The organism is Alistipes sp. CAG:29, from assembly GCF_000435435.1.
GTDB lineage: Bacteria > Bacteroidota > Bacteroidia > Bacteroidales > Rikenellaceae > Alistipes > Alistipes onderdonkii.
The window spans coordinates 70038-86461 of record NZ_FR893473.1 but is presented as its reverse complement, the minus strand read 5'-3'; the positions used below and the strand labels follow the sequence as shown (position 1 = coordinate 86461).

The 16424-nt window shown below is 56.3% G+C and carries 18 protein-coding genes; 3 read left to right on the top strand and 15 right to left on the bottom strand.

Going from position 1 to position 16424, the window contains the following annotated elements; translation table 11 throughout:
* Positions 1-86 precede the first annotated feature (86 nt).
* Positions 87-956, bottom strand: coding sequence for a prohibitin family protein (locus QVP03_RS08870; protein WP_022333126.1), 870 nt, complete (start codon positions 954-956; stop codon positions 87-89).
* Positions 957-1089: 133 nt separating this feature from the next.
* Here QVP03_RS08870 and QVP03_RS08865 point away from each other — a divergent pair, with 133 nt between their 5' ends.
* The 3 genes from QVP03_RS08865 to QVP03_RS08855 all read left to right on the top strand — a co-directional run bounded on the left by QVP03_RS08865 (position 1090) and on the right by QVP03_RS08855 (position 4488).
* Positions 1090-2100: a hypothetical protein gene (locus QVP03_RS08865; RefSeq protein WP_232044639.1), complete on the top strand. Its 1011-nt coding sequence runs from the start codon at positions 1090-1092 to the stop codon at positions 2098-2100.
* A gap of 293 nt (positions 2101-2393) precedes the next feature.
* Complete coding sequence (locus tag QVP03_RS08860; RefSeq protein WP_022333124.1) at positions 2394-2684, top strand: hypothetical protein; 291 nt, start codon at positions 2394-2396, stop codon at positions 2682-2684.
* Between the two features lie 571 nt (positions 2685-3255).
* On the top strand, positions 3256-4488 hold the full coding sequence (locus QVP03_RS08855) for an MFS transporter (protein WP_022333122.1): 1233 nt from the start codon (positions 3256-3258) through the stop codon (positions 4486-4488).
* Between the two features lie 99 nt (positions 4489-4587).
* Here QVP03_RS08855 and QVP03_RS08850 read toward each other — a convergent pair whose 3' ends face one another.
* From QVP03_RS08850 to QVP03_RS08785, 14 genes are all read right to left on the bottom strand, one after another.
* A complete protein-coding gene (locus QVP03_RS08850) occupies positions 4588-5358 on the bottom strand; it encodes a metal ABC transporter ATP-binding protein (RefSeq protein WP_022333121.1) in 771 nt (256 codons plus the stop codon).
* Positions 5355-6206: a metal ABC transporter solute-binding protein, Zn/Mn family gene (locus tag QVP03_RS08845; protein WP_022333120.1), complete on the bottom strand. Its 852-nt coding sequence runs from the start codon at positions 6204-6206 to the stop codon at positions 5355-5357. The genes QVP03_RS08850 and QVP03_RS08845 overlap by 4 nt, the downstream gene beginning before the upstream one ends.
* 18 nt (positions 6207-6224) lie before the next feature.
* A complete protein-coding gene (locus QVP03_RS08840) occupies positions 6225-6995 on the bottom strand; it encodes a CPBP family intramembrane glutamic endopeptidase (protein ID WP_022333119.1) in 771 nt (256 codons plus the stop codon).
* Between the two features lie 570 nt (positions 6996-7565).
* Entirely contained in the window at positions 7566-8042 is a 477-nt protein-coding gene (locus QVP03_RS08835; protein ID WP_022333118.1) for a helix-turn-helix domain-containing protein, read from the bottom strand.
* Positions 8043-8702: 660 nt separating this feature from the next.
* The gene (locus QVP03_RS08830; RefSeq protein ID WP_022333117.1) at positions 8703-9089 is read right to left on the bottom strand and encodes an HIT family protein; all 387 of its coding nucleotides are present in this window, start codon (positions 9087-9089) and stop codon (positions 8703-8705) included.
* Between the two features lie 61 nt (positions 9090-9150).
* The gene (locus tag QVP03_RS08825) at positions 9151-9348 is read right to left on the bottom strand and encodes a hypothetical protein (protein WP_256166387.1); all 198 of its coding nucleotides are present in this window, start codon (positions 9346-9348) and stop codon (positions 9151-9153) included.
* A gap of 73 nt (positions 9349-9421) precedes the next feature.
* Positions 9422-9892: a hypothetical protein gene (locus QVP03_RS08820; RefSeq protein WP_022333115.1), complete on the bottom strand. Its 471-nt coding sequence runs from the start codon at positions 9890-9892 to the stop codon at positions 9422-9424.
* 1 nt (position 9893) lies between these two features.
* Complete coding sequence (locus QVP03_RS08815; RefSeq protein WP_022333114.1) at positions 9894-12110, bottom strand: RelA/SpoT family protein; 2217 nt, start codon at positions 12108-12110, stop codon at positions 9894-9896.
* A gap of 3 nt (positions 12111-12113) precedes the next feature.
* Entirely contained in the window at positions 12114-13127 is a 1014-nt protein-coding gene (recA, locus tag QVP03_RS08810; protein WP_018697188.1) for a recombinase RecA, read from the bottom strand.
* Between the two features lie 32 nt (positions 13128-13159).
* Positions 13160-13735 carry a hypothetical protein gene (locus QVP03_RS08805; protein ID WP_022333113.1) on the bottom strand — a complete coding sequence of 192 codons (576 nt, stop codon included), beginning with the start codon at positions 13733-13735 and terminating at the stop codon, positions 13160-13162.
* A 23-nt stretch (positions 13736-13758) separates the two neighbouring features.
* A complete protein-coding gene (gene bcp, locus QVP03_RS08800) occupies positions 13759-14220 on the bottom strand; it encodes a thioredoxin-dependent thiol peroxidase (RefSeq protein ID WP_022333112.1) in 462 nt (153 codons plus the stop codon).
* 174 nt (positions 14221-14394) lie between these two features.
* Positions 14395-14607: a hypothetical protein gene (locus tag QVP03_RS08795; protein WP_022333111.1), complete on the bottom strand. Its 213-nt coding sequence runs from the start codon at positions 14605-14607 to the stop codon at positions 14395-14397.
* Positions 14608-14733: 126 nt separating this feature from the next.
* Positions 14734-15261, bottom strand: coding sequence for a cupin domain-containing protein (locus QVP03_RS08790; RefSeq protein ID WP_022333110.1), 528 nt, complete (start codon positions 15259-15261; stop codon positions 14734-14736).
* 43 nt (positions 15262-15304) lie between these two features.
* Positions 15305-16204: a helix-turn-helix transcriptional regulator gene (locus QVP03_RS08785; RefSeq protein WP_022333109.1), complete on the bottom strand. Its 900-nt coding sequence runs from the start codon at positions 16202-16204 to the stop codon at positions 15305-15307.
* Positions 16205-16424 lie beyond the last annotated feature (220 nt).

Below are 16424 nucleotides of genomic sequence, written 5' to 3'. Positions count from 1 at the left end.
TTATGTCCAACTTTTGGGGTGCAGTTCAATACGCCCTCCCCTCATGTACCGCCAGCGGGGATTATTTCCCGGCAGGCAATTCCGGGTCATTTCCCGATGTTGATGAACGGTAATGCGCCGCCGCCGCTGTATGTCGGGAGTTTGCCGTCCCATTTGTCGATGGCATCCTGCTGCACGAGCAGCGGGCTCAGCGATTGTGCCACGACGCGGTTGTAATAGGCTTCGCCGTCGCCTTTGATGCGCAGTGCCTGTGCCTCGCCCTGTGCCTTGGCGATTTCGATTTTGGCGTTCGCCTCGGCCTCCTTGACCTTGTTTTCCGCCTTCAGCGCATTCTGTACGGCCTCGTTCTTGGCGTTGATGGCTTCCGCGAGCGATTGCGGAGGGGTGATCTGCGACGTGAATTCCTCCACCAGGAATCCTTCCGACGAGAGGCTCACCTCCAGGCGTTTGCGCACCTCCGATTCGAATTCCCCGCGGTGCGACATCAGGTAGTCCGACGTATACTGGTTGGCACACGTACGGTATGCCTCGTAGATGCAGGTGCGGATGTAACCGTCTTCGATCTCCCCGAGGGTCTTGCGGTATTTGGTGAATACGGCCGTGGCCTTGTCTGGGTCGAGCCGGTAGGCGATCGTCGGATCCATCGTGAATTCCGAGGCGTCCTTGGCGTTGACGCGGAACGGTTCGTAGGTTTTGCGCTGGACGTAGATCGGGTATTCGAAGATCTTTTGCGTGATGGGGTTGTACCACACCCAGCCTTTGCACGTGCCGAGCACGCCTCCGTACTGGCTGGCGTCCGACGACCATTTCTTGAAGCGGATGCCGACCGACCCGCTGTCGATCGTCGTGCAGCTTATGAATGCGATTAACAACAGCACTGCGGGGATGAGTGCGAGCAGCAGATAGCGGGATTTTATCTGCTTGATTTTGGGATTGTCGAGGAGATCCATTTGCATGTCGGGATAGATTTATGGTAAATAAGGTTTTACAAATATAACGAAAAATCCTTATCCGGCTCCGTATCCGGGCATTTAACGTGGTACGAATCTTGCGAATAGCGTGGCAAGAATTAACCAACACCATTATTGCGTGAAAACAATCTTTACAACATTCGCTCTATTCCTTGCGTTGTGTGCCGCTGCCGGAGCGACGGCCCGGGCCGGGAGCGCGGTGCCGGCGCCTGCGGCCGACACCGTGATGCTGTCGGAGGCCACCGACGGCGATTACATCGTCCGCAGGTTCCTTGTGAAGCGTCAGGGCGACACGGATTATTCGATCCGTTACCAGATCAACCTGGCCAGCCTTTCCGCGGCGCTCGACGGCAATTCGCGCGAACTCGACGGGCTGAACGCCTTTGTGGACAACCTCATGCGCGATACGCTGATGCATGTCAAATCGGTCGAAATCACGGGCTATTCTTCGCCCGACGGGCCCCGGGCGTTCAACGAGACCCTCGCTCGGAACCGTGCCCGGGATTTCAAGAGTTACGTTGACAAGAAGTATGGTTTTTCGAAGAAGTACGACGTCACGCTCAATTCCGTCGCCGAGGATTGGGAGATGTGCCGTGCGCTGGTCGCCCGGTCGCCCGTACCCGACAAACAGGCCGTGCTCGGAATCCTCGACGGGAAACAGTCGTCCGATGCCAAGGAGTTGGCGCTGAAAAAGATACCTGCGGCTTGGGAGTATATGATAAAGCATATCCTGCCGCCGCTTCGCCGCGTCGAACTGACGATCAATTACGGTGCGGGCAGCATTGTCGAGCAGCGCACGATGATCCCCAAGCCCAAAATCGCACCCCAGCCTGCCGGGCAGGGTTGCGAGCCGTGCGGATGCGAGGTTGTCGACGAGTCGATAACGGGTATCATCGTCGAGATGCCCGGGGATACCGATTACCGGAAAGACCTTCGCGAAGCCCGGCGCGAGGCAGGTGAAGCGTTGAAGGAGGCCGGGCACTATTCGAAGAAGGAACTCCGTGAAGCCCGACGCATCGCCCGCGAACAGGAACGTGCCGCGCGCAAGATCGCCAGGGAGGAGGCACAGGCCGCCAAGGCCGCCGCCAAAGCCGGCAAAAAGACCTATCGGGAACTCGAAAGGATGTAGCCCGGTATCCGCCGATAAAAAGGATTCCCTTCTTTAGGGAATCCTTTTTTCGTAGGTGCGCATCGGCGGCGGGTGCAATCTATGCCGATGCCGATGCCGATGCGGCTCCGCTGCCAGCCGCAGTGGTTTCCTCCGCTTTCTGATGATCCGATCTCGGGAGCCCCGGTTGGCCTTTTTCCGAACCGCTGCAAATGATAATAAAAGTTTTTAATAATCGTCCCCGCCCGATAAACCTTTGGTAATCCAAAGCTTTTTCGTACCTTTGTCCAGGAAATTTTTAAATACACGATAATATGGCAAATTTAAGGTACCTGAAAAAGGAGATCGACTATCGTCTGGAAGAGGTGGTTTTCGACTGCGATATGGCAATTTGTTTTCAGCCTTCGAAAGAGACGGAGATTTTCGAGGTGATGCAGGAGGCCGTGGCTGTCCGCAACGACCTTTTCACCAAGGCGAACAATCCCGCCGAGCCGCATAACCCCTCGCTTGTCCGCAAGCACTATGCTGCGCTGCGTGTCGAGATGGTGGGTGAGTTCGAAAAACTCTTCGAGAAGCTTAGCAAGATCAACGAGGCGAAAAAGTAAAGCTGGTTCATTCCGATTAGGGGCGGTTCTGCATGGCGGAACCGCTTTTTTTGCCTTCATCCGGCATTGGCAGCTCTCCTGAAAGCCTTTCCCGACAGCCTTTCCCCAGCTGTTTCCTGGGCAGTGCTCCCGGCACCCTTTCCTGCCTGTTACTCGCTCCATCTCTCGTCCTTCCCGCCACTTCTCTCCGCGATTTTCCCCGTTGTATTTTCCTGTACCGCGTCTGTTCCTCCCTTATCCTTTCCCTGCCCCCCCCCGCGTCCTCGCGCGCTCCCTTTTCGCCCCTGTTCCCGTCTGTCCTCCCTCGCATCCTCGCGTGCGCTTTTCATGCCGGTTTCCATATGGATTGCTTTTTATTATTGTGTTTTGTTTTCTTATTTTTGCTTTTTTATGAAAAATAAGTATATTTGTTGGGTTGTAAAAAGAAAATTAATATTTCGTTTGTTGTTCCTTTGTCTACCCGGAGCATCGCGGCTATTTTTATCCGGAATTTTCCGGAAAGGGTAGGGCGCAACGGCGATGACGCCGGAATATCGACGAAACCCCAGACCAGCATAAACCCATACTTACTATGAACCGGACAATTTTCGACAAAATCGGCTTGCCCAAACCCCTTGCCTGGGCGTATTTGGGAATTCTTATTTTCATGATGGGCGACGGCATCGAGCAGGGATGGCTGAGCCCGTACCTCATCGGCCGGGGTTTGTCCCTGGAGCAATCCGCCGGGCTTTTCACCATGTACGGCGTGACCATCGCTATTTCTGCGTGGTTCTCGGGCGTCCTGGCCGAGGCGTACGGCGTCAAACGGACGATGTTCGCCGGGCTCGTGCTCTACCTGCTGGGTACCTGCGGCTTCGTCGGTCTGTCGCTGCCCGGACTGCATTACCCGCTGATGCTCGCGACCTATGCCCTGCGCGGGTTCGGTTATCCGCTGTTCGCCTATTCTTTTTTGGTCTGGATCGCCTATGCCGCGCCCAAGAACGGCCTCGGAAAGGCCGTCGGCTGGTTCTGGTTCGTATTTACCGGAGGACTCAACGTCCTCGGGGCCTACTATTCCAGTTGGGCCATCGAGCGCATCGGCAATATCAATACGCTGTGGACATCCGTATTCTGGGCTTTGCTGGGGGCGTTTTTCGCCTTGGTGATGAACAAGTCGCAGAAACGGCTTGCCGTTGCGGGCGGTACCCGTGAGAAGATGAGGGAGTTGCTGAAGGGTATCACCATCATGAAGCAGGAACCGAAGGTGCTCTTGGGCGGCATCGTCCGTGTAATCAACACCACGGCGCAATTCGCTTTTCCCGTTTTCCTCCCGATGTATATGGCCGACTACGGGTTCACGACGACCGAGTGGCTCCGGATCTGGGGCACTATTTTCACGGCCAACATCGTCTTCAACCTCATTTTCGGCTTTGTCGGCGACAAAGTGGGGTGGCGCAACACCATTATCTGGTTCGGCGGCGTGGGCTGCGGTATCACCACGCTGCTGTTCTACTATTCGCCGCAGTTTTCGGCGGGCAATTTCTGGGTGGTGATGGCTGCCGGCGTACTCTGGGGCGCCCTGCTTGCCGGATATGTCCCGCTGTCGGCCCTGATGCCCTCGCTTGTCAAAAAGGACAAGGGGGCAGCCGTTTCCGTGCTGAACCTCGGTGCGGGGCTTCCGGTTTTCGTCGGCCCCGCCATCGTCGGGGTGTTCTACCGGCTGGTCGGCGGCGAGGGCGTCGTATGGATTTTGGCCGGGCTTTACTTCTTCGGGGCTTTCCTGACGAAATTCATAACCCTGCCCGGGAATGCGAAGACCGTGTAACGGTCTGCGGCGGGTACATTTGGGCGGCGGCTGGCGGAGCCGGCCTTGCCGGCATCGCGCCCCAGCCGCAGGCAGGCGTGTGCGCTGTCCCGCCCCGGATCAGTCGTGGTCGCAGCAGCAGTCGCCCGGATGGTGCTCCAGCACGGTGTGCGGGATATGCCCGTGGGATACGATCTGAATAGGGCAGTCGTAATTGCGCAGCTGCTCCTCGGTGATGACGTTCGAATGGTGGCGGTGCACGCGGCGGTTCACGCAGACGATCTCCTTCACCACGCTGGTGATCGTGCCGATGTCGTGCGATACCATGACGATCGCCATCCGGCTGTTCAACTCGCGCAGCGTCCGGTAAAGCTCGTTTTCGAATTTGTTGTCCACGAAATTCGCCGGCTCGTCCAGTATCAGCAGCTTCGGGTCTGAAATCACCGCCCTGCACAGCAGCGCCCGCTGCATCTGCCCGCCCGAAACCTCGCCGATGGGGCTGCGTGCCGTCTCCCCGATCCCCGATGTTTCGAGCAGCCGGAGGGCTTTCGCCCGGTCTTCCTTCGTGTACCGGGAAACGAAGCCCCGGTGCCCTTGCAGCCCCGACAATACCACCTCCAACACCGAGATCGGGAATGTCCGGTCGAAATTGCTGATCTGGGGCATATATCCGATCAGCCGCTCCTTGCCGCGGAACAACTCCGGGGCGAGCACGACCTCGCCGGTGTGGGGTACCGTCCCGAGGATCGCCTTCACGAGTGTCGTTTTCCCGCCTCCGTTGGGGCCTATTATTCCCAGGAAATCATCCTGTGCGATCGTGAGGTCGACATTTTTCAGCGCCTCGTACCCGTCGTACGCTACGCCGACGTGGTGTAATGTCACCAGGTTCATCTCCGTGTGATTATGCCGGTTATCTCTTCGATGTTTGCGATCACGTCCTCACGCAGCGGGTCTACCTCCGCATACTCGGCGTCGATGTCGCGGGCAATGACCTCCACGGCCGATGCCGGGAACTGGCTCTGGTAGAGGATGCGCCGCACGCCGTCTTCGCGTGCCTGCCGGATAAGCTGTGTCAGTTGTTTTGCCGACGGTTCCTTCCCGTCGGCTTCGATGGCAATCTGCCGTAACCCGTAGTCCCGGGCGTAGTAGGTGAGGGCGGGGTGGTAGATGATGAAATATTCCACGTCGCTTGCGGCGATCCGTGCCGCCGTCCGTTCGTCCAGTGCCTTCAGTTCCTGTTGCAGCAGCCTGTAATTCGTTTCATACTTTACCGAGTCTGGATAGGCTTCCCGGATCGCCTCATAGGCGTTTTCCGCCATCTTCTGCAATGCCCGGGGCGATGTCCAGACATGCGGGTCGATGCCGTGCGTATGCGTATGGCCGTGGCTGCCGTGCGAGCAGGTGCCGGCGATCAGCTCGATGCCGCGGCTGAGGTTGACCACCTTCGCCTGGTCTTCGATCTTTGCCAACAGCGTGGTTTCGAAGTCGATAAGCCCGACATTGAAGACCATGCGGGCTTTGTTCAGGCCGACGAACTGTCGGGGTGTCGGCTCGAAGGTTTCGGGGCTCGCTCCAGGCGGTACGAGTACCTCGATGTCGAAATCGTCGCCGACAATTCCCTGTACGAGGCTCCGGAGCGGCAGGATCGAGACGTACAGCGGCTCGCCGTCCGCCTGGCGGCGTGATGTGCAGCCGCCGCACACGATGGCTATGAGTAGGGCGATGTAGATTTTACGCATCTTGTATCTTGTTGGTAATTAATGTATTGATCTGTATTCGGTGGGTAGTCCCCGTTTCCTCTTGTATGCAACAGTCAGGCCGATTGCCAGAATTATGGTGCAGAGCCGCAACGCGTTGGCCCCTATGTCGCCGACGGCGCCGCTCGTACTTACGCGGAACACTATCCAGGGTAGGTTCATCAGAGTGTGCAGCCAGATTACGCTCCAGAGGTTGTAGTTCCATTCGACATAGAGCCAGCTGAAAAAAATGCTGCCCAGTGCCGTAACCCCGAAGGCCGTCAGTGCCGATACCGGGTCGTGCCCTTGGTAGAGATGCAACGATCCGAATGCCAGTGCCGCCAACAGTGCCGCGGGCAGAAACCCCCAGCGGGCGTACCTGAAGAGCTGTCCGAAGACGAATCCCCTGTATACCAGCTCTTCGAACATCCCGGCAATGAATATCCATGTAAATGCTTCGTCGGCAGAGAGTTCCCGGTCGAACTCGCCGATGACGGCATACCCGGCGATCATCGGCAGCGTCGCCGTTACGGCGAAGAGCAGCCCTGTGCCGAAACCGTGCGACAGGCCCATCGACGAGGCGATGTCCCGGCGTGCGTGCAGCAGGAACAATGCCCCGGACGGAATAAGCCCCGCCAACAGGTAATTCAGTGTATAATGGAGCGTCTGCGAACTGCCGATGCAGCCTTCGAACGGCCTCACGGCTATATTGAAATACCACAGCACGAAAAAAAGCATGAAAGCCCCGAGGATAATTGCCGAGCGTTTTATACAGCAGTCATTTCCAGCCATTTGTTTTGATTTAACCGTTACAAAAATAGCAAAAAAACACGGAAATGACATACGATCGCCATGTGCCGTATTGGTATTTTGTTAAGGTGTTGGTATGTAGGCGGATAAAATTTGTGCTTTTGTGTCTCCGGCGTGCTTGCGCGCGCATATCCTGCAAGGGATTTGGAGCACGACCGAAGCGTAGCTTGATTCCTGCGCAGGCGATATTTGAAACGCCGGATCGCTATTACGTTGCGGAACAGTAACCCGTTAGGCGCACGTTTCCAGTCTCATAGAGGCGCTCAGGGTTTGGGGCGTAATTTTATCGCCGTTTCGGGAGGGTTCGCATTTAGGCGATTGTACCGTTGTGGGGTTTTTATTGAATTAATATTAACATTATGTTAAATAAAGCGGGTTATGAAGACAGGCAATTGTACCGTTGCCAGGAATTTCTCCTTACCTATTAATAAGTAATTGCCAAGTGTTTCGGGAATAGACCACGTACCGTCCGTTTCGAAGCGGAAACCGGGTTGTCCGAATTTTATCTTTCCGAGAATCGAATATTCCGGGCATCTGCCCGCATGGATTATTTCAACGCTTTGTCGATGGCGTAAAACTTTCGAAGGTCTGGTCATCATAGAGCACGACGACGCGTTTGATATTCGCTTTGCCGAACAACGCCGGCGGAAACTGCGTCGCAGATCCGTCATGCCCGTCGGCGTCCTGCGTTTGTTTTTCATCCGCCCGAAGTCCGCCCGGCAGTGTCGGCGTGAAAAGGTCGTTGCCCAATTCGGGGGACGACCTTTGTGCCGCCGTTGTACGGGAGGCCTGCTGGCCCGACGAGGCTGCCGGATATTCATCCCGATACATTTTGTCGGAATCGAGCAGCAGCCAATCCGGATTGATCCGGGGAAACCTCCTGAGGATCTTTTGCAGCAAATCGAAGCCCGGTTTGTTGCGTCCTGCGAGAATGTGGGATATTCCGGCGGGATTGATCTCGAGCTGCTCTGCAAGCTGGCTCGGCTTCAATCCTTCGTTTTTCATCAAATCGAGCAATTTTTCCCTCATCAGCGTAATTTTTTACAAATATAAAGTTTTTTCTTTTGTAAAACAAGTAAGATCTGCATTTGTAAAATGTTAATAATTGTTGATAATGTTTACATCTGTAAAAGAAATAATATCGTTAAATTCATCCGGGCAGATTGTTATCCATTGTTGGTTGATATAAATATATGTATATTGCTGATAATTAGCATAATTATATGCTAAAATTACTCTTGGGGATCTGTTTTGCACAACCACTCTGTACCCATTCCGATATTGTTTAACTTAATTTGTATATAAATAGTGTAACTTACTGGTATTTAGTGTGTATATGTGTGGTTGTTTAACAATTTAACTCATGTACTTTGCATTGCGGATAGGCTTTGTTTGCACTCCCCTACTGTTTTTACAAAAATATAAATCAACAGGGATTACGCTTCTTGTTGATTAACATTTGTAATTACAATTGGAAAGTACCCTCCCCTTTGATATTTACATTTGTAAATACACTACCCTTTTTCGATAAAAAATTCGATTTTCCCCGGTATTCCCGGTAACAGCAAGTGCTTTTTCGGCAAACTCCTGCTCTCCGCAAATATTATGTTAAATAAAAAGAATGCGGATAGTGTTAATAACCCACTATCCGCTTATAATATAAGTAATTATATTTTTGTAAACAGCTCCTTATCCGAAGAGTTTTGCTGCAATTTCCCGGAACTCTTCCGGCGTCAATTTGAGCTTTTCGCGGTGGAAATCCACGTCGTTTTCGCTCTGTATGGGGATCAGATGGACGTGTGCATGCGGTACTTCGAGCCCTAAAACGACTACTGCGACCCTCTTGCAGGCTATTTCCTGCCTGATTTTGGCCGCGACCCTTTTGGCGAAGAGCATCATGCCGGCCAATGTCTTGTCGTCGAGGTCGAAAATGTAGTCCACTTCCATTTTGGGGACCACCAGCGTGTGCCCTTTGGTCAGCGGGTTGATGTCGAGGAATGCGTAATAGTTTTCGTCTTCGGCGACCTTATACGAAGGGATCTCGCCGGCAATGATGCGTGTAAAGATGGATGACATAACTTCGTTTTTTTAGATTTCCGTTTTTTTGCGTTCTTTCTGTCGTTTACCGTTCACCATTCTAAAACGGCTTTTTCCCGGCCAGGAGCCGCCTGAGGTTGACGATGCCGAGCAGTATGTTGGCATAACCGGCGAACAGAGCCACGGCGGCCGTCCAGCCGAATGTGTCCGTCCCCGTACATAACGATACGACCCATGCTCCTGCCAGGAGGCTCCAGGCGCCGAGCAGCCAGTATTGCAGCTTCAGTTTCCGCCTCAATTTTTCGGGGGCGTAAACGCTCGCCCGCCATTTTGTCTCCTCGGGTGTCATGGGCAACTCCTCCTTCCGGCCGTTATTCGTCGAATTTAGGCTTGAGTATCTCCGAATAGATGACGGCCCTGCGCAGGTCGAAATCCTCGGCTATTTCGGCTGAAACATCCTCCTGCGCGTCGTCATACGCAGCGTGGGGATGCTCCGCGGCTGTCAGACGGTCTTTTGGCGCGTTGCCGCGCCCGCTGAGGTGCGCAGTGTGCCCGGAACCGGCCGCCGGGGCCGCGTCTTCGAATCCGGCCGACGGCGCCATCGTCGAGGTTGCCGCCGACGCCACGGCCGGCTGCACCTCCTGCCGGACGGGGGCGTCTTTCCGAGGTGCAGGTTGCGGGGCCGCTGCCGGATCCCATGACGGCCATGCCTCGCTGCCGGCGTGCCTGTCGCCGGCCTGCCGGGCCTGTTTCTTCGCCTGTTTGCGGCTCTGCGATACCACGTTGAATATCATGGCCGCTGCGATCACTACGATCCATAGGACGGTCGAGAAGTTTTCCATATCAGCTCAGGGTTCGTTTGACACTTTCAATACCTTTTATCTTGCGCAGTTTGTCCATCACGTCGTGCAAGCCCTCCGCATCCTTCACATAGAGGCTTATGCTGCCCTCGAAGATGCCGTCGTGGCTGTGGATGCTGACTTCGCGGATGTTGATGCTGAAATCGCCGCTCACGACCTTCGCCAGGTCGAGCAGGATGCCCATGCGGTCGATGCCGCGCAGCTCGATGGTGACCAGGTACGACATGGCCTTGTGCTGCGACCATTTGATTTCGTCCTTGACGATATTTTTGCCGAATTGCGCTGCGAGCCTGTCCAGCTCGTCGCAGTTGGCTTTGTGTACGATGATGTTGCCCGTCGCCGGGTCGCGGTACCCCACGACCTTGTCTCCGGGGATCGGCTTGCAGCATTCGGCGATTTCGAACTGGGGTTCTGCCGCCGGTTCCTTTTCCGGGGCGGTTTCGCCCGGGGCGGCCGTGTCGTCGCCGTCTTCCTCCTCCTTTTTGTTGATGAACAGCGTCCAGAATTTGAGGATTTTGCTTTTGGAGTTGACCTTCAGGACTTTTTCGAGGTTGTCGAGGTTGACGATCCCCGCCCCGATCTTGCTGTACAGTTCCTCCTTGTTGTTACTCTCGTAAATGGGTACTATTTTGCGCAGGACGCGGCCGCTGAGCTTGATATTGAGCGACTTCATCTTTTCGTCGAGCATGTGCATACCCCGCTCGATGTTGTTCTGCCGCTCGCGTTTGAGGAAGCTCTTGATCGACTGCTTGGCTTTGGCCGTAGTCACGATCTCCAGCCATTCGGGCTTGGGACGCGCATTGTCGGCCGTGATGATCTCGATCTGGTCGCCACTGTTGATCTGCGTGGTGATCGGTTCGAGCTTGTGGTTGATCTTGGCGCTGATGGCGCTGTTTCCGATCTTCGAGTGGATGTCGTATGCGAAATCGAGCGCCGTGGCGCCGAACGGCATTTTCCGGGCCTCTCCCTTGGGTGTAAACACCACTATTTCCGAGGTATACAGCGATAACTTGAAGTTGTCCAGGAAGTCTACTGCGTTCTCCGTGGGGCTGTTCAGCGCCGAGCGGATCTGTTTGAGCCACTTGTCGAATTCGTCCTCGTCCTGCGAGATGGTCGCATGCTTGTATTTCCAGTGCGCGGCGAATCCCCTTTCGGCGATGTCCTCCATGCGCTGGGTGCGGATCTGCACCTCGACCCATACGCCGTCGGGCCCCATCACGGTCGAATGCAGCGCCTCGTAGCCGTTGGCCTTGGGCATCGAGATCCAGTCGCGCAGCCGGTCGGGTTTTGGGGTGTAGATGTCCGTGATGGTGGAGTATACCTGCCAGCATTGGGTCTTTTCCGAGGGGAACGGCAGCGGCTTGAACACGATGCGGATGGCAAACAGGTCGTATATCTCCTCGAAGGGGATCTGTTTGCGCTGCATCTTGCTCCATATCGAGTAGACGCTCTTCACCCGCCCCGAGATTTCGTAGTTGATGTTGTCGCGGTTGAGCCCCGCGATGATCGGGGCGTTGAACTTGCTGATGAACTCCTGGCGCGACGCCTCGGTTTCATTGAGTTTCTGTGTGATCTCGGCGTATTGCTGCGGGAACCGGTACTTCATGCAGAGGTCTTCCAGTTCGCTTTTGATCGAATAAAGCCCCAGCCGGTAGGCCAGCGGTGCGAAGAGGTAGATCGTTTCGCCCGTGATCTTGATCTGTTTGTTCATCGGCATCGCCCCCAGCGTGCGCATGTTGTGCAGGCGGTCGGCGATTTTGATGAGGATGACCCGCACGTCGTCCGAGAGGGTCAGCAACACCTTGCGGAAATATTCGGCCTGTTCCGAGGTTTCGGCGTTGAACACGCCCGACATCTTGGTCAGCCCGTCGACCATCGAGGCGATTTTCGGCCCGAAGATGCGTTCCATGTCTTCCACGGTGTATTCCGTGTCCTCCACGACGTCGTGCAGTAATGCCGCCACGACCGATTTCACGCCCAGTCCGATCTCCTCGATGACGATCTTGGCTACTGCAATAGGATGCAGGAGGTATGGCTCGCCGGAGCGGCGCCTTACCCCCTGATGTGCCTCCTTGGCCAGGAAAAATGCCCTTTTTATGAAATTCCAGTCCTCGTCGTTCTTACATATCTTGGTGCACGAGAGGAGCAGATCGTCCCACTTTTCCTTGATTATAACTTCATCCTCGGCAGTATAATCCATACCTTATTGTTTAGGTGCCTTCATGGCCTCGCGTACCTTGGCCTCGATTTCGTTGCGGAGCCCGTCGTCGTTTTTCAGCAGCTCCTTCACGGCGTCGCGTCCCTGGCCGATCTTGCGGTCGCCGTACGAGAACCACGAGCCGGCTTTCTTGACCACGCCGTAGTCGACGCCCAGGTCGACGATCTCGCCGATCTTCGAGATGCCCTCGCCGAACATGATGTCGAATTCCGCACGTTTGAACGGGGGTGCCACCTTGTTCTTCACGACCTTCACCTTCGTGCGTGTTCCCAACTGTTCCTCGCCGTCCTTGATGACCGACATGCGGCGGATGTCGATGCGCACGCTGGCGTAGAATTTCAGGGCATTGCCGCCCGTCGTGGTCTCGGGATTACCGTAGACGACACCGATCTTGTCGCGCAGCTGGTTGATGAAGATGCAGACCGTCTTGGTCTTCGAGATGCTCGACGTCAGCTTGCGCAGTGCCTGCGACATCAGGCGGGCCTGGAGGCCCATCTTTGAGTCGCCCATCTCGCCTTCGATCTCGGCCTTGGGGGTCAGCGCCGCCACCGAGTCGATGACGATGATGTCGATCGCGCTCGACCGGATCAGCGAATCGGCGATTTCGAGCGCCTGCTCGCCGTTGTCGGGCTGCGAAATGAGCAGGTTGTCGACGTCCACGCCCAGTTTCTGCGCGTAGAAGCTGTCGAAAGCGTGCTCGGCGTCGATGAACGCCGCGATGCCTCCGGCTTTCTGCGCCTCGGCGATGGCGTGGATCGCCAGGGTCGTCTTACCCGACGACTCGGGGCCGTAGATCTCCACGACGCGGCCTTTGGGATAGCCGCCCACACCCAGCGCCATGTCGAGCGTGATCGAACCCGTCGGGATGACCGGTACGTCGTTCACCTCCTGCGAGTTCATGCGCATGATCGAGCCCTTGCCGAAGTCCTTTTCTATTTTTTCCATCACTGCGTTAAGCACTTTGAGCTTATCCGCATTTACCTGTACTTTTTCTGCCATTTTGTGTAGTTCCTCGTTATTTGAAATTTTTTTTATCGTTTTTGTTGCCGCATCCTGTCCAGGGCTTTCATCTGGTCGGTGCGCTTGTCGGCTTTCGTGCCGCGCGGCATTGGGAAGCTGATTGTCCGGGCATCCAGCATCCGGTCCTGGAAGGGGCTCCAGTTGTTGACCGATGTGTTGCCTATTCCCCAGAGCCCGGTTCGCCTGTTCAGGTCGTGCGGGTATTTCTGCCGGGATCGGATCAGGGACTCCTCCTGTTGCGCAGCCCGCTCCTGCATGGTGCGGTGGAGTTTGCGGCGTGCGCGCAGGTAGGGGTTTACCTCTTCCTGCAGCCACCGGAGCCCGAACTCCTCGGGGGGAAGCATCCGCAGCGAACTTGCGGCGGCATGCGCCTTGGCCGAGAACTCGGCCGGAAGTTCTGTCGCGGGCACGCCCGGAGACCCTGCTGCGAATTCCGCCGGCTGTTTCCGCCCCGGCTCCGCCGCGGATTCCCGTGCGGGGCTTTGCGCAAGCTCATGCCCGAGTGCTGCCGGCCGCCCTTGTGCCGGAAGCTGCAAGGTGCCCAAGAGGCTGCCTGCCGCAAGTAGTATGCCCGCAAAGAATTTCATGCCTGTCGTCGGTTGGTGCCGTCCTATTTGTAAGCGTCCAGGATTTGCCGGTAGTGGTTTGCGGTGTCGACCTTGGTGAATACCTTTTCGATCCGCCCCTCGGCGTCGATGACGAACGTCGTGCGCAGTACGCCCATGTATTTGCGGCCGTACATCGACTTTTCGGCCCAGACCCCGTAAGCTTCGCAGACGCTGTGGTCGGTGTCGGCGAGCAGCGTGAAATTCAGGTCGTGCTTGGCACAGAAGTTCCGGTGCGATTTTTCGCTGTCGGGGCTTACGCCGATGATCCGGAATCCCATGCGGGCGAGTTCTTCCCTGCCGTCGCGCAGGCTCTTGGCTTCGAGCGTGCACCCCGAGGTGTTGTCCTTGGGGTAGAAATAGAGTATCGTGCGTTGTCCCTTCAGGTCGGCCAGCGTCAGCGCCGCACCGTCCTGGGTCGTGGACTTGAAATCCGGGGCCATATCCCCCGCCTGTAACTGTGTCATACGTTTCCGAAAAAAGGTTCGTTTTCGCAAAAATAGTGCAGACCCTGCGCTGTACCCCGTTTCCGGGGCAAGGCCCGAGCGCTGCCTATTTTGGGTAAAGATAGGAATTTTCCGCGGATTTTCACCCTTCTGTGCCTACTTTTTTGTTGCCCTGCCGCGTGTGCCACGCGCCGCTCAGTCCCACATGTAGGTCACCTCGATCTGTTCGTTGAACTCTTCCTGCGTGGTGTTGAGTTTCTTGCGGCAAGCCGGGCAGCGGATCGCCGTTTCGGTTTCGACATATTCGCCGCATCCCACGCACACCGGCAGTACGCCGTAGCCCGGTTGCATGTGGTGCTCGAACTGCGCCCCGCAGTGCCTGCACCTGATTTTGTAAGCTGTTCCCATAATCGTTTTCTTTTAGGTTCACGGTACAAAGTAACAGCGCCGTAGTGACAACTTGTGACACGGAATTAAAAAACGCATGTTTTTTTGCGAAACATGCGTTTTTTTTGCCGGAACCCTACCCTGTGGTCAGTGGGCGTGTTCGGCCTCCATGGCTTCCTGCTGGGTCTTGTGTACCGTGCCGTGGGGATGCTCCGCCGGGGCGTAGATCGAATAGAGTTTCAGCGGCTTGTCGCCTTTGTTGACGATGTTGTGCCACTTCCCGGCCGGGACGAAGATCGCATAGTCGTCTTCCACGTCGCGTACGAAGTCGAGCTTATCCTGGCTGTCGCCCATCATCACCTGTGCCATACCCTCTTCGATGCGCAGGAACTGGTCGATGCCCATGTGCTGCTCCAACCCTACATCCCCGCCTACGGGAATCGTCATCAGCGTGACCTGCAGGTTGTTGCCCGTCCAGAGCACCGTCCTGAAATTCTCGTTCCCGAGCGTGTAGCTTTCGATGTTCAGGACGGTCGGTTCCGTCCCGTAATCCTGCAGTACGACGGCCGCTGCTGCCGGCAGCGTTTCAGTCGTTCGGGGTGTTTGCCGGCAGCAGGAACCGGCTGCTAATGCCGTGCAAAGCACACCCAGCGTTGCGATCGTGTTTATTTTCATGATGTCGGATGTTTTATGTGTATTACAAATATACGAAAAAATCTTATAGCAACTTGTTTGCCGCGATATAATCGCGGATATAGGCGGTCAGCTCCGGCGAGTCGACGATGCGGATGTCGTCCAGCAGCCCGACGGCGAAGCGTCCCACGCCGGCAAACCCGGCGACCTGGGTGTCGAGCAGCCATCTTCCCCGCCCCAGCGGCCGGACGTCGCGTTCGGCCAGCGGGTACTCCTCGCATAACAGGTTGTAGGCCAGCAGCCCCAGCTCCAGCCGCACCCGGTGGCGTGCGCCACCGTGCATGCGGAAGACGTCGATGAACCCTTCGCGGTGCTCCGCCCCGTGTTCCCAGGCCTCTGCGGTAAGCTCCACTGACCCGATGCGCGAGGTTTTGAAGAGCTTGCATGCCCCGGCCTCCGGATCGTAGCACCACACCTGCACGTAGTTGGTCGTGAAGGCGAAGGGCTCCACGCGGCGGTCGCGGACTTCCCCGCCGTGCGGCGACTGGTAGCTGTGCAGTATGGCCTGCCGTTGCCGGTCGATGGCCTCGATCAGCGTCCGGATGTTCGGGGCGTTCTTGCCGCGCACGACCGTGTCGGCCAGCGTCTTGTTGTCGTAGACCGAGTAGAGCTTGCGTTTGAGGTTCTGTTTCAGCAGGTTCGTGTCGTCGATGTTCTCGATGGCGCTCTTGAGGATCACGGCCTCTTCTTCGGTGAAATGCACGAGCTGCGAGATGTCGCGGAAGTGCGGGGACTCCTTGTCGAGGCGAATGCAGTCGCCCGCTTTTTTGATGACGAAACCCGCCTCGCGGAAGGTGTCTATGTAGCGATAGATGGTGCGGCGCGACATCTGGAGCCGTTCGGCCAGCTGGTCGACGTTGTAGGTGGTGTTTGCCGTGAGTAGCTTCATCAGCCGCAGCAGGCGTTCGAGTTTGGGTTGATCCATGCGGTGGTCGCTTGTTTTTTCCGGTTGCGCCCGTGGCGGGCTTCCGGAGTTTTCAGGATGTTTTGCGGGCGGCGGGTTTGCCCGCCTGCCCAGGCCGCAAATATATAAAAAAAAAGCCGTGACAAAACCTGTCACGGCTCCCTGTTTGGATTTTACGGTATGTGTCCGCAATTGTTCCGGCCCGGGGCTGCTTTGTGCGATGCGCCTTCGTGGCGGGGGC